16 protein-coding genes and 2 pseudogenes are annotated in these 16,678 nt (G+C 61.6%); 7 read left to right on the top strand and 11 right to left on the bottom strand.

The window, feature by feature from the left end; translation table 11 throughout:
* The first annotated feature begins 152 nt into the window (after positions 1-152).
* Positions 153-1,034, top strand: a complete 882-nt coding sequence (locus FHT70_RS09280; RefSeq protein WP_183700486.1) for an LOG family protein — start codon at positions 153-155, stop codon at positions 1,032-1,034.
* Between the two features lie 56 nt (positions 1,035-1,090).
* Here the strand turns inward: FHT70_RS09280 and FHT70_RS09275 are convergent, their stop codons facing one another.
* Positions 1,091-1,708 carry an EF-hand domain-containing protein gene (locus tag FHT70_RS09275; RefSeq protein WP_183700484.1) on the bottom strand — a complete coding sequence of 206 codons (618 nt, stop codon included), beginning with the start codon at positions 1,706-1,708 and terminating at the stop codon, positions 1,091-1,093.
* A 108-nt stretch (positions 1,709-1,816) separates the two neighbouring features.
* Positions 1,817-2,533, bottom strand: coding sequence for a pyrimidine 5'-nucleotidase (locus FHT70_RS09270; protein ID WP_085776758.1), 717 nt, complete (start codon positions 2,531-2,533; stop codon positions 1,817-1,819).
* Positions 2,534-2,637: 104 nt separating this feature from the next.
* On the opposite strand from FHT70_RS09270, the gene FHT70_RS09265 reads away from it, so the two are divergent.
* Both FHT70_RS09265 and FHT70_RS09260 read left to right on the top strand, forming a co-directional pair.
* Positions 2,638-3,711, top strand: coding sequence for a trifunctional transcriptional activator/DNA repair protein Ada/methylated-DNA--[protein]-cysteine S-methyltransferase (locus FHT70_RS09265; RefSeq protein WP_183700482.1), 1,074 nt, complete (start codon positions 2,638-2,640; stop codon positions 3,709-3,711).
* Positions 3,708-4,478 carry an isocitrate lyase/phosphoenolpyruvate mutase family protein gene (locus FHT70_RS09260; protein WP_183700480.1) on the top strand — a complete coding sequence of 257 codons (771 nt, stop codon included), beginning with the start codon at positions 3,708-3,710 and terminating at the stop codon, positions 4,476-4,478. Before FHT70_RS09265 ends, FHT70_RS09260 begins: the two co-directional genes overlap by 4 nt.
* A gap of 64 nt (positions 4,479-4,542) precedes the next feature.
* Here the strand turns inward: FHT70_RS09260 and FHT70_RS09255 are convergent, their stop codons facing one another.
* The 4 genes and pseudogenes from FHT70_RS09255 to FHT70_RS09240 all read right to left on the bottom strand — a co-directional run bounded on the left by FHT70_RS09255 (position 4,543) and on the right by FHT70_RS09240 (position 7,450).
* The gene (locus tag FHT70_RS09255) at positions 4,543-5,691 is read right to left on the bottom strand and encodes an alpha-hydroxy acid oxidase (RefSeq protein WP_085776761.1); all 1,149 of its coding nucleotides are present in this window, start codon (positions 5,689-5,691) and stop codon (positions 4,543-4,545) included.
* 109 nt (positions 5,692-5,800) lie between these two features.
* A complete protein-coding gene (locus FHT70_RS09250; RefSeq protein WP_183700478.1) occupies positions 5,801-6,172 on the bottom strand; it encodes a VOC family protein in 372 nt (123 codons plus the stop codon).
* A 209-nt stretch (positions 6,173-6,381) separates the two neighbouring features.
* Positions 6,382-6,491: pseudogene (locus tag FHT70_RS09245) on the bottom strand (acetylglutamate kinase); the annotation flags it as partial.
* A 62-nt stretch (positions 6,492-6,553) separates the two neighbouring features.
* Positions 6,554-7,450, bottom strand: a complete 897-nt coding sequence (locus tag FHT70_RS09240) for a LysR family transcriptional regulator (RefSeq protein WP_183700476.1) — start codon at positions 7,448-7,450, stop codon at positions 6,554-6,556.
* 123 nt (positions 7,451-7,573) lie between these two features.
* Between FHT70_RS09240 and FHT70_RS09235 the strand changes: the two genes are divergently transcribed.
* On the top strand, positions 7,574-8,419 hold the full coding sequence (locus FHT70_RS09235) for an oxidoreductase (RefSeq protein ID WP_183700769.1): 846 nt from the start codon (positions 7,574-7,576) through the stop codon (positions 8,417-8,419).
* Positions 8,420-8,449: 30 nt separating this feature from the next.
* Here FHT70_RS09235 and argB read toward each other — a convergent pair whose 3' ends face one another.
* Entirely contained in the window at positions 8,450-9,337 is an 888-nt protein-coding gene (gene argB / locus FHT70_RS09230) for an acetylglutamate kinase (RefSeq protein ID WP_011423809.1), read from the bottom strand.
* A 146-nt stretch (positions 9,338-9,483) separates the two neighbouring features.
* Here argB and FHT70_RS09225 point away from each other — a divergent pair.
* A pseudogene (locus FHT70_RS09225) lies at positions 9,484-10,018 on the top strand (sigma-70 family RNA polymerase sigma factor).
* A complete protein-coding gene (locus tag FHT70_RS09220; RefSeq protein ID WP_183700474.1) occupies positions 10,015-10,734 on the top strand; it encodes an anti-sigma factor in 720 nt (239 codons plus the stop codon). Before FHT70_RS09225 ends, FHT70_RS09220 begins: the two are co-directional and overlap by 4 nt.
* Before the next feature lie 160 nt (positions 10,735-10,894).
* Here the strand turns inward: FHT70_RS09220 and yihA are convergent, their stop codons facing one another.
* From yihA to rpmH, 4 genes are all read right to left on the bottom strand, one after another.
* Positions 10,895-11,548, bottom strand: coding sequence for a ribosome biogenesis GTP-binding protein YihA/YsxC (yihA, locus tag FHT70_RS09215; protein WP_183700472.1), 654 nt, complete (start codon positions 11,546-11,548; stop codon positions 10,895-10,897).
* Between the two features lie 140 nt (positions 11,549-11,688).
* On the bottom strand, positions 11,689-13,482 hold the full coding sequence (gene yidC, locus FHT70_RS09210; protein ID WP_183700469.1) for a membrane protein insertase YidC: 1,794 nt from the start codon (positions 13,480-13,482) through the stop codon (positions 11,689-11,691).
* The gene (gene rnpA, locus FHT70_RS09205) at positions 13,482-13,883 is read right to left on the bottom strand and encodes a ribonuclease P protein component (RefSeq protein ID WP_183700467.1); all 402 of its coding nucleotides are present in this window, start codon (positions 13,881-13,883) and stop codon (positions 13,482-13,484) included. The genes yidC and rnpA overlap by 1 nt, the downstream gene beginning before the upstream one ends.
* Before the next feature lie 21 nt (positions 13,884-13,904).
* Positions 13,905-14,039, bottom strand: a complete 135-nt coding sequence (gene rpmH, locus FHT70_RS09200) for a 50S ribosomal protein L34 (RefSeq protein WP_183700465.1) — start codon at positions 14,037-14,039, stop codon at positions 13,905-13,907.
* Between the two features lie 419 nt (positions 14,040-14,458).
* Here rpmH and FHT70_RS09195 point away from each other — a divergent pair, with 419 nt between their 5' ends.
* Complete coding sequence (locus FHT70_RS09195; RefSeq protein ID WP_183700462.1) at positions 14,459-16,456, top strand: methyl-accepting chemotaxis protein; 1,998 nt, start codon at positions 14,459-14,461, stop codon at positions 16,454-16,456.
* The last annotated feature ends 222 nt before the right edge of the window (positions 16,457-16,678 follow it).

Genomic DNA, 16,678 nt, shown 5'->3' with positions numbered 1-16,678 from the left:
GTCTCCGGACATGCGATCGGCGTGGGTTTGTCCTGCTCTACAGCATGCACGCGTAGAACGGAATGATTTTTCGAACAAGATCATACCTGGATTCAAGGCGTTATAGCGACATATCCGGTTTCACGGCCGGCAATACTGAAAGGCATTTCGACATGGCGAAGGGACGAAACGGCGGTTCTAGGCGCAAGGACGGCGTATGGGACCCGTTGAAGAGCAGCTCGACCGACAGGCAGCGCGCCGAGGCCGTGCCGAAGACGCCGCAGACGCTGTCGCCGGCCTATCGCCTAGCCTATGTCGACGAGGATTTCCTCTGCCGTGAGGAGTTGCGGCCGATCCGCCTGCAACTGGAACTGCTGAAGACGGAGATGATGCTGACCGAGCGCGGCATCCGGTCGACCGTCGTCATGTTCGGCGGCGCCCGCATTCCCGCTCCCGGCCAGAGTGCCTGGGCGGCGCGCAACGAGATCCAGCGCGCCAATCTGGAGGCGGCCTCCGTCTATTATGACGAGGCGCGCAAATTTGCCCGTCTCTGCTCGAAATATTCGGCGGGCTTCGACTTTCAGGAATATGTCATCGTGACCGGCGGCGGCCCCGGCGTCATGGAGGCCGGCAATCGCGGTGCGGCCGACGAAGGCGCGCCGTCGATCGGTCTCAACATCGTGCTGCCGCACGAGCAGGCTCCGAACATCTATGTCACGCCCGAACTCAGCTTCAATTTTCACTATTTCGCCATTCGCAAGATGCATTTCATGGTGCGCGCCAAAGCGATCGCGGTCTTCCCCGGCGGTTTCGGAACGCTCGATGAATTCTTCGAATGTCTGACGCTGATCCAGACCGGCCGCATGGAGCGTCTGCCGCTGATCCTTTTCGGCGAGGCCTTCTGGCGCCGCATCATCAATTTCGACGCCCTGGCGGAATTCGGCACGATCGCGCCGGATGACGTCAAGCTGATCAGCTTCGTCGACACGGCTGACGCCGCGTGGAAGATCGTCCAGGAGTTCTACGAACACCGCGAACCGGGCCAGAGTCTCTGAGATATGCTCTTTCCCCGTCGGACGGGGAAAGAGCAGGGGCAACGGTTCGTCCGCGCTTACAGCAGCGGCCGATCCGGCATGTCGTCGATCGAGATGACGCCATCCTTGTTGCGGTCCATGCGCGTGAACAGCTTGTCGAAGGCGGTCACGGCCTCCTGTTTGGAAATCTGCCCGTTCTCGTCGGTGTCGATCCAATGCATGATCATCGAAGCGCGCATGATGTTGCCGCCATGGCGCATCCAGCGATGACCGTCATGGCCGTCGCGCGGCCGCTGCCCGGATTCGCTGTCCGGCATGTCGGGCGCGGCATTCGCGTCCTTCTCGTCGCCGGCGTCCTGTTTGTGCTGATCTCTCATCGCCTGCAGCTGCGTCTGCCGGTACTGCCGGATTTCGCCGGGCGTCAGCGACCCGTCATTGTTGGTGTCGATCGCCGCGAAAATCTTGTCGAGGCCGCTTGTCGCCTCCTCCTTGGAGACCTTTCCATCCTTGTTCGCGTCGAACTGCTTGAGCATGCGGACATAGGTGATTTCGAGGAAGGCGTCGCGGCCCGGGCGGTCCATGCCGGTATGATGCGGGCGCGGCCCGTCGCCCGGCGCGGCAAAGCTTGCGCCGGTTGCAGCGCCGAAGATTAGGACGGAGGAGAGCGCTGCCAGTATCAGCTTGTTGCGGTACATCGTGTTTCCCTTTCGTAAGGTGTCCCCTCACGAAAGAAGCTATGGCAGCGGGCCTGAAAGACCCAGTTAAACATCGGTAAGCTGTGTGAAACTTTCGTAACCTGGCGGTCAGCCGCCGGATCTGGTCACCTTGCCGAGAAACGCGACGAGGTCGTCGGTGACGAAATCGATGTGATCCTCGTCGCCGCTGGTCTTTTCCCACCATTCGACAACCGTTTCTTCCAGGTTGCGCGGCACAAGCAGCACGGTTTGCATGCCGAGCGCCTTCGGTACCGTCAGATTGCGCGGCAGATCCTCGAACATCGCCGCCTTGTTCGTTTCGACACGCTTCAGCGCCGCAAACTTGTCATAGGTCGCCTGCGCCGGCTTCGGCACGTACTCGGCGGCGACGATGTCGAAAATATCGTCGAAATGCTCGAGGATACCGAGCGCTCCGGCGGTCATCTCTGCATGTTTGACGCTGCCGTTGGTAAAGATGAACTTGCGCCCCGGCAGCGCCTTGATCGCTTCGCCGAGTTCCGGCTGCGGCGTCAGCGCCGAATAGTCGATCGCATGCGCCTTTTCGAGGAAGTCGTTCGGATCGATGCCGTGATGGATCATCAGGCCTTGCAGCGTCGTGCCGTGGTCGAGATAATACTGCTTCTGCAGCTTGCGCGCTTCTTCCCGCTCCATCTGCAACAGCGCCGCGACATAGGCGGTCATGTTCTTGTCGATCTGCGCGAAGAGATTGATGTGATGGGGATAGAGCGTGTTGTCGAGATCGAACACCCAATCTGTCACGTGTTCGAAATCGGCTTTTTCAGGCGTACGGTCGATCTTGGTCATGGCCGCCCTTATGGCACGGCTGGTCGCCCAAGGAAATCGACAGAGAAAAAATAGGCGCCCGATTTTCGGCGGACGCGGCAGGCCAGGGATGTTAGAAAGCGGTCATGCTTTTCGAACGCCCCGACGATGACACGCTCTATGATGCCCTGATCGCGCGCAGCGCCGAGTATGAGGGCCAGGCCTATGTCTGCGTCAAGACGACAGGCATCTTCTGCCGTCTGACCTGTCCGGCGCGCAAGCCGAAGCGGGAAAATACGCTGTTCTTCGAGACAATCGCCGCCTGCATGCATTCCGGCTTCCGCCCCTGCCGGCGCTGCAGGCCATTGGAGCAACCGGGCAGGGAGCCGGTCGTCGATCTGTTGCTTGCCGCACTCGACGACGAGCCGGAGGTTCGCTGGAGCGAGGAGGAGCTCGTGCGCCGCGGCCATGATCCCTCGACCGTGCGGCGCGCCTTCAAGCGGGCGCTCGGCATGACCTTCCATGACATCGTCCGTTATATCAGGCTCGGCGAAGCGGCCCGGCAGCTGGCGGATGGGGCGCGTGTCATCGATGCCCAGATCGACGCGGGGTACGAATCTCCGAGCGGTTTCCGGGCGGCGTTCCAGCGGCTCGTCGGCAAGGCGCCGGCACTCTCGCAGAATCGCGAACTGCTTTTTGCCGACTGGTTCGATACGCCGCTCGGGCCGATGATCGCGGTCGCGGACAAGACGCGTCTGCATCTTCTCGAATTTCACGATCGCAAGGCGCTACTGAGCGAACTCGAAGCGCTGCAGAAGCGCGTTCGCTCCTCCCTCGCAATCGGCCGCACCCCCGCGATAGATCAGATCGAGGGGGAGATCCGCGATTATTTCGAAGGCCGGTTGACCGTCTTCAGGACGCCTCTGGCGCTTGGCGGCACGCCCTTCGAAAAGCATGTCTGGGCAAAGCTGATGGAGATCCCGGTCGGGCAGACGCGCGCCTATGGCGATCTCGCCAGGGAGATGGAAAGGCCGGAGGTCGTACGGGCAGTCGGCCGCGCCAATGGCGCCAACCAGCTTGCCATCATCGTGCCCTGTCATCGTATCCTCGGTGCGGACGGCTCGCTGACCGGCTACGGCGGCGGCCTCTGGCGCAAGCAATGGCTGCTGCGCCACGAAGAGAAGATCAGCATGGAGACAAGGATGGAGGAGACAGCATGAACCGGACTGAAAAGGCCAAGGCATTCGGCGCGCTTCACAAGAAGGGCGACCCGATCGTCCTCTACAATATCTGGGATGCGGGGACGGCGAAGGCCGTCGCCGATGCCGGCGCCAAGGCGCTTGCCACCGGAAGCTGGTCGGTTGCCGCAGCTCATGGCTTTGCCGACGGCGAGAAACTGCCGATGTCGGTGCTTGTAGAGACGGCGAAATCCATCACCGATGCCGTCGACCTGCCGCTTTCGGTCGATTTCGAAGGGGCTTATTCGGCAGACCCTCAGGGTGCGGCCGCCAATGTCGCCAAGCTGATGGAGGTCGGCGTCATCGGCATCAATTTCGAGGATCGGGTGGTTGCGGGCGAGGGGCTCTATCCGGTCGAAAGCCAGGCGGCCCGCATCCGCGCCATTCGCGCCATGGCCGACAGCAAAGACATGCCTTTCTTCGTCAATGCCCGTACCGACCTCTTCCTGGCCGAGAGCGACCTCTCCAAACATACCGGCCTGGTGGATGAGGCGATCGAGCGGGGCAGGGCCTACGCCGCGGCCGGCGGCAGCGGCTTCTTCGTTCCGGGCCTGATCGATCCCGCCTTGATCGAAAAGATCTGCGCAGCCTCGTCGCTGCCGGTCAACATCATGATGCGGACGGGCGCGCCTGACGTGAAAACATTGGCAAAGCTCGGCGTCGGCCGCATCAGCTACGGCCCGGGACCATACCGGTCGATGATGGAAAAGCTGAAGCAGGAGGCCGCGGCGATCTACAGCCTACTCTGAGCGGGCTGCGGCGGGGGCCGCATCCGCATGAAAGGCTGCGGCCCGTAATCACATGCTGCGCCGCTCAGGAACGGAAGCGCAGATTGCGCCGCGTCAGCTGGTCGACCGAGGTGCAGCCCATCAGCTTCATGTCACGCTCGAGCTCGGTGCGCATCGTCTCCAGCGCCCGCTCCACGCCCGGCTGGCCGGCCGCTGCCAGCGGGAAGAGGTAGTAACGGCCGAGCCCGACGGCCTTGGCCCCCAGCGACAGCGCTTTGAGAACATGCGTTCCCCGCTGAACGCCGCCATCCATCATGACGTCGATCCGGTCGCCGACGGCATCGACGATCTCGGCCAGCTGATCGAAGGCGCTGCGCGAGCCGTCGAGCTGGCGGCCGCCATGGTTGGACAGCACGATGCCGGTGCAGCCGATCTCGACCGCGCGCTTGGCGTCCTCCACCGACATAATGCCCTTCAGGCAGAATTGCCCACCCCAGGCCTGTACCATGTCGGCCACGTCGTTCCACGACATGGAGGGATCGAGCATTTCGGTGAAATAGCGACTGATCGACAGCGCGCCGCCATCCATCTTGACATGGTTTTCGAGCTGCGGCAGCCGGAAACCCTCATGCGTCAGCCAGCCGATCGCCCAGGAGGGCTTGATCGCAAACTGCATCATGCCGGCGAGATTGAGCTTGAAGGGAATGGAAAAACCCGTGCGCTTGTCGCGCTCGCGGTTGCCGCCGGTGATGCTGTCGACCGTCAGCATCATCGCCTGCACGCCCGCCGTTTTCGCCCGCGCCATCATTTCGTGGTTCAGCCCGCGGTCCTTATGGAAATAGAACTGGTAGACCTGAGGTCCGTCGCTGATCTGCCTGGCCTCCTCCAGGCTGATCGTGCCGAGTGAGGAGACGCCGAACATCGTGCCGTATTTCGCCGCTGCCGCCGCGACTGCCCGTTCCCCCTGGTGGTGAAACAGCCGCTGCAACGCCGTCGGCGAGCAATAGACCGGCATGGCGAGCTTCTGCCCCATGACCGTCACCGACATATCGACATCGGCCACCCCTTTGAGAACATCGGGCACCAGATCACAATTGTCGAAGGCTGCGGTATTGCGCCGATACGTCACCTCGTCATCGGCGGCGCCGTCGATATAGTCGAAGATCGGCCCTGGAAGACGCCGCTTGGCCATGCGCCGGAAATCGTGGAAGTTATAGCAGTCTGTAAGGCGCATCTTTTTGCTCGAGCCGTTTGATTTTCGGGGCGCAACCTAAAGCACGATTCGAAATCTTGCCAAGGCTTCATTGTACGATTTGCGACCTCTCGGCGCGAAGATTGGCCGCTCATCCCACCCGCAATGGCGGATCGACGTGGTTGGATCCGGCGAAATAGAGAACGACGCGGTTGCCGCCGGGATCGAACAGCTCCGCCTCACGCCACAGCCAGCTCTTGTCCTCCGGCCCGCTTGCGAACCGAAGTCCGGCTGCGCTAAGCTTGGCGACCGTTTCGTCCAGATCCTCGCACTCGAAATAGACGGTCGTCCCGCCGCCGCCTTTCTCGCCCTGGTGAAGCGAAAAAGTGCTGTCCCCATCGGGGCAGACGAAACGCGCATACCGGGGACGCGCATCGACAACGGGGCGAAGACCGAGGACGTAGTAGAAATGCCAGCCCGCATCGAGGTCAGGCATCGTAACGGTCACCTGATTGAGGCGCATGATCCATATCCTCTGCTGAGGGCGCACCCGCATTGGCTCTGCCTTGCCACGCTTCAATGCCAGTTATTGCATGGGATGCGATCCTTCAACACCTCTTTGCTTCGGCGCGGGGCATCCTTCCCATGCCGGTCTGATCGCCGGATAAAAGCGCGACAGGAGGGACCAGCTGGGCAGATGCGCCTCTCGTGCGGCAAGGGGCGCAGCCTCGATCAGGGAACCATCAGCGTCCCGATGCCGTGCGCGGTGAAGATCTCGAGCAGGACGGAATGGGCGGTCTGCCGTTCAGGATGAAGACGCCCTGCACGCCGGCCTTGACTGACCTTCGGATCGTGCGGCCTGAGGTCGTTGACGGCGGCGAACTTGCGCCGCAGCTGGCTTTTGCTAGGCGAAGCTCCGCTGCATGCTGATGGCTTGTGCGACGAAATTTCGAACGACGGGCGAGCGCTCGTCACGCCGGGTCGAGAGGGCCAATCGTGCCTTTGGCGCGTCACCGGCGATCGCAATGTAACGAACGCCGGGGACATTGATCTTGGTCATCTCCGCCGGTACGATCGAGATGCCGAGGCCGACGGCGATCAAGCTGGGAATCGCCGTGATTTGCGGCGCCGGCTGGCCAAGAACCGGTTCAAATCCCGCTTGTCGGCAGGCGGCGAGAATGTCGTCGAAAAAACCGGCGCCTGCCTCGCGCGGAAAGAGGACGAAGCTTTCTTCCGCAAGTTCGTCGAGCCGCAATGCCTGCGCTTTTGACTTGGCATGTCCGGACGGCAGGGCGATGACCATCGGCTCTTCGGCCAGAAGCTGAGACCGGGCTTGCGCCGGGTCGCCACTGCCCGGACGGATGAAGACGGCGTCGAGTTCGGCCGCATTCAGCCGTTCCAGCAATCGCGCAGTGGGCGCTTCCTCCAGGCTGAACCCGACCGCTGCATATTTCTCGCGAAAGACGTTGATCGCGGCAGGCACGATCGGATTGAAAACCGCTGAACTGGTAAACCCCACCCGCAGCCGACCCTGCTGGCCGTGCGCTGCCCGCAGAGCGCTTTGCTTTGCTTGTTCCGCCTGCAACAGGATGGCTCGAACTTCAGGCAGAAAAGCCTTACCCGCCTCGGTCAGTTCGGTGCCGCTCGGAAGGCGCCGGAAAAGCGACGTGCCAACCTCATTTTCAAGATCGCGAATCTGGTTGCTCAGCGGGGGCTGTCCGATGCCAACCCTGCGCGCCGCCCGCGTAAAGTTCAGTTCTTCGGCGACGGCAATGAAATAACGAAGGTGACGCAGCTCCATGTCATACCTTTAAGATATCAACATCGCCTGTGCAATATATTGGAAATACTCCTTTCGCCTGTCCACATAATCGCAGCGCACTCGCCTTGCCGGTGCGCGATTATAGCGATTCAGGAGTTCAACATGCGTGCAATTGGAAAGCAGTTGCTGATTACCGGTGTTAGCTCGGGCCTTGGCCGAGCCTTCGCGGAAGCCGCACTCGCAAAGGGGTACAGAGTCGTTGGCACGGTGCGCAACATCGAAGCCGCGAGACGGTTCGAAAATCTGGCGCCCGGTCGTGCCATCGCCGTTCAGCTCGACGTCGCCGATGTCGAGGCGATTGAACTGGTTGTTATGCATATCGAGAAATCAGTCGGTCCCGTGGACGTTCTCATCAACAATGCCGGCTACGGACATGAGGGAACATTGGAGGAATCGCCCATCGAGGAAATGCGCCGGCAATTCGAAGTTAATGTCTTCGGGGCTGTCGGAATGATGAAGGCCGTCCTGCCGTTTATGCGCCGGCGACGGGCAGGCCATATCATCAACATCACCTCCATGGGCGGTTTCATCACCATGCCGGGCATCGCATATTATTGCGGAAGCAAATTTGCGCTGGAAGGCGTGAGCGAGGTTCTTGCAAAAGAAGTGAAAGACTTCGGCATCTCGGTCACAGCGGTGGCTCCTGGCTCGTTCCGAACCGATTGGGCGGGCCGCTCCATGGTGCGCAGCGGCAGGAACATTGCCGATTACGATGCGCTATTCGATCCGATCCGCAGGGCACGTGAGGAAAAGAACGGCAAACAGCCGGGCGATCCTCGTAAGGCAGCCGCAGCCGTGATGGCGCTGGTCGAGGCAGAAAAACCACCTGTCCATTTGGTGCTTGGAGCCGATGCCCTTTCGCTCATCCGCGACAAGCTGAAAAGCTTGAGCGCGGAAATCGACGCCTGGGAAAACCTCACGCTTTCGACGGATTTTGCCGAAGCATGAGAAAGGGGCGCCTGCAAGCGCCCTGTTCGATTAGGGAACGATCAGCGTTCCGATGCCGTGCTCGGTGAAGATCTCGAGCAGGACGGAATGGGCGGTCTTGCCGTTCAGGATGACGACCCCCTGCACGCCGGCCTTGATCGCATCGATGCAGGTCTCGACCTTGGGGATCATGCCGCCCGAGATAGTGCCGTCGGCGATCAGCGCATGCGCTTCGGCGACGGAAAGTTCCTTGATGAGCTGACCCTTCTTGTCGAGCACGCCGGGAACGTCGGTCAAAAACAGCAGGCGGGTGGCGTTGAGCGCGCCGGCAATGGCGCCGGCGAAAGTGTCGGCGTTGATATTGTAGGTCGCGCCGTCGCGGCCCGGCGCCACCGGCGCGATGACCGGTATCATCTCGGAGCGGGCGAGCAGATCGAGCAGCGTGCGGTCGACCTCCACCACTTCACCGACGAAGCCGAGATCGAGCACCCGCTCGATGTTGGAATCCGGGTCCTTGATGGTCTTGCGCGCCTTTTCGGCGAAGACCATGTTGCCGTCCTTGCCGCAAAGGCCGATCGCCCATTCGCCGGTCTGATTGATCAGCGCGACGATCTCCTTGTTGATCGAGCCGGCGAGCACCATCTCGACGATCTCGACCGTCTTCTGGTCGGTGACGCGAAGCCCGCCTTCGAATTTCGATTCGATGCCCATCTTGGTCAGCATCGCGCCGATCTGCGGGCCGCCGCCGTGGACGACGATCGGGTTGACGCCCGACTGCTTCAGAAGCGCGATATCGCTGGCAAAGGCCTTGCCGAGCTCGGGATTGCCCATCGCGTGGCCGCCGTACTTCACCACGATCGTCTTGTTTTCATAACGCTGCATGAAAGGCAGCGCCTGGGCGAGAAGACGTGCCTGGATTTCGCTTTCGGACTCGTTCATGGGGACCCCGCAGGAGTTGATCGCGGGCCTTTTATCGCAAGTTTCTGACAGAGGGAATAATCCAGACCGCAATAGTTTTTCGTATGTGGCACGGAGCCAAAGGAGTTGGACCCGCCGGCTGAGCGAGGCACGATATGGGGAACGGCATGCAAGGCGATGAGATCAAGGACCTGACGGCCGCGTCGCGCTCGATCGCCTGGCATTCATTGCCCTCTACAATCAGACTGCACCGAAACTTTTCGCAATCTGCCTGCGCATCTTGGAGGACCGCACGGAGGCCGAGGATGCCCTGCAGGAAGTCTATATCAGCATCTGGCAAGCGCTCGAAGCTTCCGGGCAGCCGCGGGATCGTCCTCGGCGTGGCTGGCCGCAATTGCCCGCAACCGGTCGATCGATCTGCTGCGTGCGCGCAAGCCCGTCACCGACGAACTCGAGAGCGTTTACGATCTTGCCGATTCCGAATCCGCCCCGCAAAGACAGACGGTGACGAAGGATGAAGGAAGGCGGATTGACACCTGCATGGAAGAGTTGGAAGCTGATCGTGCGGTCGCCGTGAAACGGGCTTATGTCGAAGGGCTGAGCTATCAGGAACTGGCGGATCAGTTCGGCGTTCCGCTGAACACGATGCGGACCTGGCTCAGGCGCAGCCTCTTGAAACTGAGAGAGTGCATGGAACGATGACATCGCCCGACAAAAGCAAGGGAAACCGCTCCCGCGACGAGGTCCTCGCCGGTGAATATGTCTTGGGCGTCCTATCGCAGCAGGATCGCCGGGTGGTGGAAGAGCGCATGCGCCGCGATCGGATATTTGCGGCGATCGTCAGCCGTTGGGAAACCAACCTCTCCGCCTTCAACGACGAATATGACGGCGTCGCGCCGAGCCGGGAAACCTTCAAGCAGATCGAGTCCCGGCTGTTCGGCGAGGCCGGAAAACCCGCATCCTTTTCGCAGGGGCTGTGGAATTCGGCGGTCTTCTGGCGCTCATTGGCGTTCGCCTGCATCGTCGTCGCCGTCAGTGCCGTCATCTTCGCCTCCGGCCTTGTGCCGCAGCCGCAGGGGCCGGCACCGCTGGCGGCCGAACTTTCGGGCCAAAACAACGCGATCAATCTCCGCGCCTCCTATGAGATCCAGAGCGGCCGGCTGAAGATCGTGCCGGTCGCCGCCGGCACGCCGGAGGAGAAATCGCTCGAACTCTGGCTGGTGCCGGGCAGCGGCGCGCCGAAATCGCTCGGCATCTTTCAGCCCGGCGAAAGCGGCGAACTCGTCATTCCCGCCGATCTGCGCAATAACGTCGCCGATGGCGCAACCCTTGCCGTCAGCCTAGAGCCTTTCGGCGGCTCGCCGAGCGGACAGGTGAGCGGTCCGGTCATTGCGAGCGGTAAGGTGCACCGGCCATAACGATGCCTCGCGCGATGCGATGGCCAGGCCCGTCGCCAAGATAATCAAGGACAAGGACAAGGACGAAGGCGTCGTCCACGTCGTCGATAAGGTGCTGTTGCCGACGATGTAAAACTATCCGTATCGGCAGAGGCATCGGGGGCTCTGCGGAGCGCCGCTTTTATTTCCAACCTGCAATGCCGACGGTTTCGGCGATCGCCTGGCGCAGGTCATCGAGCCCGTCGCCTTTTTCGGACGAGGTGGACAGCACGTAGGGATAGGCGGCCGGGCGCTTGCGGATCTTTTCCGCCGTGTCGGCCAGAAGTTTCGGCACGGCCGGCGCCTTGATCTTGTCGGTCTTGGTCAGCACCACCTGGTACGAGACGGCCGCCTTGTCGAGCAGGGTCAGAACCTCCTCGTCGTTCTTCTTGATGCCATGGCGGCTGTCGATCAGCACGTAGACGCGCTTCAGCGTCGCGCGGCCGCGCAGGTAATCGAAGACGAGCTTCGTCCACTTGTCGACCTGTTCCTTCGGCGCCTGCGCATAGCCATAACCCGGCATGTCGACGATCGCCGTCGGCGGCAGGTCGCCCGCTTCGCCGGAATATCCGTCCGGCACGAAGTAGTTGAGTTCCTGCGTGCGCCCCGGCGTGTTCGAGGTGCGCGCCAGGCCCTTCTGGCCGACCAGCGCATTGATGAGAGACGATTTTCCGACATTCGAGCGTCCGGCAAAGGCCACTTCCGGCGGTCCTTCCGGCGGCAGGAAGTTGAGCGACGGGACGCCGCGGATAAAAATCCATGGGTGGCCGAAGAGTGGCTTTTCGTTTTCGGGCATGCGGGCTCGGCAATCTCCGGGTTCAGTCTTCTGTCGGCTTCGTGGTTTTGGCGGCGGATGTCAAGCTTTCAGGCGGGCAGCGTCTTGCTTCACAAGCTGGCCGGAAATGAAAAGCCCCGCCGAAGCGGGGCTTGAAAGCATCATTTCGACGGTGCCGTCTTTCGTCGGAACAGGCCCTTCAGATTGTCGAAGAGTTCGACCTTGACGCCGTGGCGCTTCATGATCACCGACTGCTGGATCACCGAGAGCGTGTTGTTCCAGGCCCAGTAGATGACGAGGCCGGCCGGGAAGCTTGCCAGCATGAACATGAACACCAGCGGCATCCAGTTGAAGATCATCGCCTGCGTCGGGTCGGGCGGCGTCGGGTTCATGCGCATCTGCAGGAACATGGTGACGCCCATGATCAGCGGCCACACGCCGAGATGCAGGAAGGTCGGCGCCTCAAAGGGCAGCAGGCCGAACAGGTTGATGATCGTCGTCGGATCGGGCGCCGAAAGGTCCTTGATCCAGCCGAAGAACGGGGCGTGCCGCATCTCGATGGTGATATAGATCACCTTGTAGAGCGAAAAGAAGATCGGGATCTGCAGCGCCACCGGCCAGCAGCCGGCGATCGGGTTGATCTTCTCGTCCTTGTAGAGCTGCATCGTCGCCTGCTGCAGCGCCATGCGGTCGTCGCCGAATTTCGCCTTCAGCTCCTCCATCTTCGGCTGCATGCGCTTCATGTTCGCCATGGAGGCGTACTGCTTGCTGGCGAGCGGAAAGAACAGCGCCTTGACGACGATCGTGGTGCAGAGGATCGCCACGCCGAAATTGCCGAAGAAGCGATAGAAGAAGTCCATCAGCTTGAACATCGGCTTGGTGATGAAATAGAACCAGCCCCAGTCGATCAGCCGGTCGAACTTCGGGATCGAATAGGAGGCCTCGTAGCCGTCGATGACGGGCACTTCCTTGGCGCCGGCAAAGACGAGGTTCTTGAGCTCAACCGACTGGCCCGGCGCAACGGTGAAGGCATCGTCCTTATAGTCGGCCTGATAGCGCGGCTGACCGTCGGAAAAATACGAGAAGTGTGCCTCATAGGCTGACGTCTGCGGCGGTACGATCGTCGCCGCCCAGTATTTGTCGGTAATGCCGAGCCAGCCGCCGGTGGATTTCGCCGGGGCCACGGCTTCCTTCTCCACCGCGCTATATTTGCTTTCGATCAGGCCGTCGTCGCCGATGACGCCGATAAACCCTTCGTGCAGCACGTAGACGGAGGGGGTCGTCGGCTTGTTGTAACGCGTCACGCGGCCGTAGGAGGAAAGCGAGGCAGGAGCCTGGCTCGAATTCTGAACCTTGTCGGCGACGGTGAACATGTAGCGGTCGTCGACGGAAATCGTGCGAGTGAAGGTCAGGCCCTTGTCATTGGTATAGGAGAGCGTCACCGGTGTCTTCTCGGTGAGCTTGGCGCCCTCCGGCGCCGTCCACAGCGTCGAGGGACCGGGGACCGCACCCGTTGCGTCGCTGCCGATATAGCCGAGCTCGGTGAAGTAACCATCCTTGGTTTCGGCCGGGCTGAACAGCGTGATGGTCGGGCTCGAGTCGTCGACGGTCTCGTGATAGCCCTTGAGCTTCAGGTCGTCGAGCCGGGCGCCGGCAAGGTTGATCGAGCCGGAAAGGGCAGGGGTGTCGATGACGATGCGCGGGGTCTTTTCGAGCGCCTGCTCGCGCGTCGCCGTCGCGGCTGCCTGGCCGGTCGGGGCCGCGCCGGTCGTTTGCGCCGGTGCTCCGCCGGCAGCAGCCGGCTGCTGCGTCTGCTCGGTCTGCTGTTGCGCCTTCTGGGCTTCCTGCGTCTTGCGCTGGGCCTCGATGCGCGGATTCATATAGAGAAACTGCCAGCCGAGGACGATCAGCACCGAGAGAGCGATCGCAATGAAATAATTGCGGTTGTTTTCCATCATAGGTTCCTGGGGCGTCCGTTTCCTGGGCGCCGGTGTTTCGGCCTGGTTTCCACGCGGGATTTCAATTCCGCGGCCAATTCCTGGAAGGACGCGTCGAGCACGTCCCTGCGCGCGACAACCACATAGTCGTGTCCGGGCTTCATTGCAAACCCCGCATGAAGCCGCACCGCCTCTTTCAGGCGGCGGCGCATGCGGTTTCGCTCTACGGCATTGCCATGTTTTTTGGTGACTGTGAAACCGACACGCGCCTGGCTGTCGGGTTCCTTCCGGTCGAGCACTTCGAGAAGGAAGAGTCCTCCCCGGCGTTTTTCGCCCTCGCGCACGGCAAGAAACTGCGGGCGGCTCTTCAGCCGCCCGACAGCGTGTTTTTTCTCACTGGTCGTCAATTCGCCCGCCATCTCTTATCGGGCAACCCGGCCTTAAGCCGAGAGACGCTTGCGGCCCTGCGCGCGGCGGGCAGCGATGACCTTGCGGCCACCATTCGTGGACATGCGCGCACGGAAGCCGTGGCGACGCTTGCGAACAAGCTTGGATGGTTGGTAAGTACGCTTCATTTATTTAAACACCGCGGAGTGCGGCCCTTCTTGAATTTGCATGATGCAAGGAGCGTTGTTTTTCGAACGGGCGAGCCATGAAGGCCTTAGGTGACCGGACGTGCGGCGGCTTATACGGATGAAGCCTGCCAAAGTCAATTTATAACAGATCATTTCACCGGTAATGCTGGCCTGCGCGTGGTTTTCGCATGTAAGTGTTAATAAGTTTGTTTTGCTCCAGAAGGTTGTGCTTGGTCGCCGCCGCGACGGAAAGTCATGCTTTTCAGCGACTTGCGCCTGGGGCGGACGCCGGCATGGCTAATATTCTGGGGCCATAATCGTAAACATTAGAAATGTAACTTTAAGGAATTTCGCGGATATTCGCACCATCAGCCGGGAACTGGCTTTCCAGGCAGTGATGGGAGCTAGGAGGCATTGCATTGAAGATCCGCGGCAAGATTAATCTGCTGGTTTGCGTAATGGGCGCCGTCGCCCTTCTGATCGGCGCAACGGCATTGTCCGCCATGCGCGAATACAGCCGCAACCTCACTGCTTACGAGCAGGCCGCCGCCCGCGCCTATGCCGGCGAGCGCCTCAACCGTTTCGTCACCGCTGTCGTCATGGAGTCGCGCGGCATCTATGCGGCGAAGACGATCAAGGATACGCCGAACTTCGCCAAGGGCATCACGGCCGCTCTCGATGAGATCGACAAGGTCATCGCCGGCTGGGCGCCGCTCGTTCCCGAAAGCGAGAAGGCCAACTTCGCCAAGCTCGTCTCTCGCGCCGCCGAATTCCGCACCTTCCGCACGGAAACGGCCCGCCTCGGCACCGAAGTCGGGCCCGAGGCCGCCAGCCAGCAGGGCAACAACGAGGCCAATCGCGCCAATCGCAAGGCCTTCCAGGCTGAAATCGACGCGGTCGTCGCTACCGACAAGGCAGCTCTCGAAGCCGTCAACGCCGATATCGAAAGTTTCCGCTCCTGGGTCCTGACGCTCGTGCTCAGCATTACCGGCATCGGCATCGCGGTCGGCATCGGCATGGGCTTTTATATCGGCACCAGCCATCTGAGCCGCCCGATCAAGCGTGTCACCCACGCGATCAAGGAGGTCGCCAACGGCAATTTCGACGCCGAGGTTCCCTTTGCCGGCCGCAAGGACGAAATCGGCGAGATGGCCGCCGCGGTCGCGGTCTTCAAGGAGAACGGCCTTGCCGTCAAGCGCCTGAACGCTCAGGAGGCGGCGATGCGCGCCAAGAGCGACGATCTGCAGTCGAGCATGTCGGTCGTCGTGGCCGCGGCTGCGGCCGGCGATTTCAGCCATCGCATCGACAAGGACTATCAGGACGAGAACCTCAACCAGTTCGCCGGCAATATCAACACGCTGCTGTCGAGCGTCGATGCCGGGATCGGCGAGACCCGCCGCGTCATCGCAAGCCTTGCCGAAGGCGATCTGACCCAGACGATGAACGGCAATTTCCAGGGCGCCTTCGCCGAGCTGCAGCAGAACGTCAACAACAGCTTCGTAACGCTGCAGGCGACGATGCGCGAAGTGCGCGAGACGACCGAAGCGATGAACGGCAACACATCAGAGCTGCGCAATGCCAGCGACGACCTGTCGAAGCGCACTGAGCAGCAGGCGGCGGCCCTCGAACAGACCTCCGCGGCGCTCGACGAGATCACAGCCGTCGTCCAGAACTCCACCGAGCGGGCGCATGAAGCGACCGTCATGGTCTCAGAAGCCAAAGAAAATGCCGGCCGCTCCGGCGTCGTCGTCCGCAACGCCGTCGAGGCCATGGGCCGCATCGAGCAGGCCTCGCGCGAAATCAGCCAGATTATCAACGTTATCGATGAGATCGCCTTCCAGACCAACCTCCTGGCGTTGAACGCCGGGGTCGAGGCCGCCCGCGCCGGCGAGGCCGGCAAGGGCTTCGCGGTGGTCGCGCAGGAAGTGCGTGAACTCGCCCAGCGTTCGGCGACCGCTGCCAAGGACATCAAGGCACTGATCACCAAATCGGGCGATGAGGTGCAGGTCGGCGTCAAACTCGTCCAGGCGACCGGTGAGGCGCTGTCGGAAATCGGCGCCCGCGTCATCGCCATCAACGACCATATCCATTCGATCGCCACGGCCGCGGTCGAACAGTCGACCGGTCTCAAGGAGGTCAATACGGCCGTCAACCAGATGGATCAGGTGACCCAGCAGAATGCTGCAATGGTGGAAGAAACCTCTGCCGCCACGCACCGGCTTTCAGCCGAAGCCAACGGGCTGGTGCACCTCATTGCCCGCTTCAAGCTTTCGGATGCGGTGGCGCCCGTGGCGCTTGTGCGCAACGAGCCGCACAGGCAGCCGGTCGCCTCACCCGCCCGCCGCGCGATCGCCAAAGTCGCCCGCGCCTTCGGCGGCAGTGCGGCTGCAGCCGAGCAGAGCTGGGAAGAGTTCTGAGAATTTTCCAACGCCCAGTAGCTGCCCCTCACCCTAACCCTCGCCCCGTAAAACGGGGCGAGGGGACGTGCCAGGCGCGACGTTGAGATGGAGGAGGCCGGTGCGGCATGTCCCTTCGCCCCGTTTACGGGGAGCAACCATGTTTAATTCTTGCGGTGTTGTGGCGTCCATTCGGTCTTGCGAAAGAGGATTGTGTTGGCGAGAACGATGAGTTTTCGGGCG

Origin of the sequence: Rhizobium sp. BK049 (assembly GCF_014193135.1) — a bacterium.
Lineage (GTDB): Bacteria > Pseudomonadota > Alphaproteobacteria > Rhizobiales > Rhizobiaceae > Rhizobium.
The sequence above is the reverse complement of the archived record's forward strand: the minus strand, read 5'-3'. Positions and strand labels throughout refer to the sequence as shown.

What these genes read in the sequence shown, in the direction of transcription:
- FHT70_RS09265 (WP_183700482.1), top strand. Translation starts at nt 2,638, where the DNA reads ATGCTTTTCGAACGCCCCGACGATGACACGCTCTATGATGCCCTGATC.
- yidC (WP_183700469.1), bottom strand. Translation starts at nt 13,482, where the DNA reads ATGGAAAACAACCGCAATTATTTCATTGCGATCGCTCTCTCGGTGCTG.
- FHT70_RS09235 (WP_183700769.1), top strand. Translation starts at nt 7,574, where the DNA reads ATGCGTGCAATTGGAAAGCAGTTGCTGATTACCGGTGTTAGCTCGGGC.
- yihA (WP_183700472.1), bottom strand. Translation starts at nt 11,548, where the DNA reads ATGCCCGAAAACGAAAAGCCACTCTTCGGCCACCCATGGATTTTTATC.
- FHT70_RS09280 (WP_183700486.1), top strand. Translation starts at nt 153, where the DNA reads ATGGCGAAGGGACGAAACGGCGGTTCTAGGCGCAAGGACGGCGTATGG.
- FHT70_RS09250 (WP_183700478.1), bottom strand. Translation starts at nt 6,172, where the DNA reads ATGCGCCTCAATCAGGTGACCGTTACGATGCCTGACCTCGATGCGGGC.
- FHT70_RS09260 (WP_183700480.1), top strand. Translation starts at nt 3,708, where the DNA reads ATGAACCGGACTGAAAAGGCCAAGGCATTCGGCGCGCTTCACAAGAAG.
- FHT70_RS09220 (WP_183700474.1), top strand. Translation starts at nt 10,015, where the DNA reads ATGACATCGCCCGACAAAAGCAAGGGAAACCGCTCCCGCGACGAGGTC.
- FHT70_RS09275 (WP_183700484.1), bottom strand. Translation starts at nt 1,708, where the DNA reads ATGTACCGCAACAAGCTGATACTGGCAGCGCTCTCCTCCGTCCTAATC.
- FHT70_RS09240 (WP_183700476.1), bottom strand. Translation starts at nt 7,450, where the DNA reads ATGGAGCTGCGTCACCTTCGTTATTTCATTGCCGTCGCCGAAGAACTG.
- rpmH (WP_183700465.1), bottom strand. Translation starts at nt 14,039, where the DNA reads ATGAAGCGTACTTACCAACCATCCAAGCTTGTTCGCAAGCGTCGCCAC.
- rnpA (WP_183700467.1), bottom strand. Translation starts at nt 13,883, where the DNA reads ATGGCGGGCGAATTGACGACCAGTGAGAAAAAACACGCTGTCGGGCGG.
- FHT70_RS09270 (WP_085776758.1), bottom strand. Translation starts at nt 2,533, where the DNA reads ATGACCAAGATCGACCGTACGCCTGAAAAAGCCGATTTCGAACACGTG.
- argB (WP_011423809.1), bottom strand. Translation starts at nt 9,337, where the DNA reads ATGAACGAGTCCGAAAGCGAAATCCAGGCACGTCTTCTCGCCCAGGCG.
- FHT70_RS09255 (WP_085776761.1), bottom strand. Translation starts at nt 5,691, where the DNA reads ATGCGCCTTACAGACTGCTATAACTTCCACGATTTCCGGCGCATGGCC.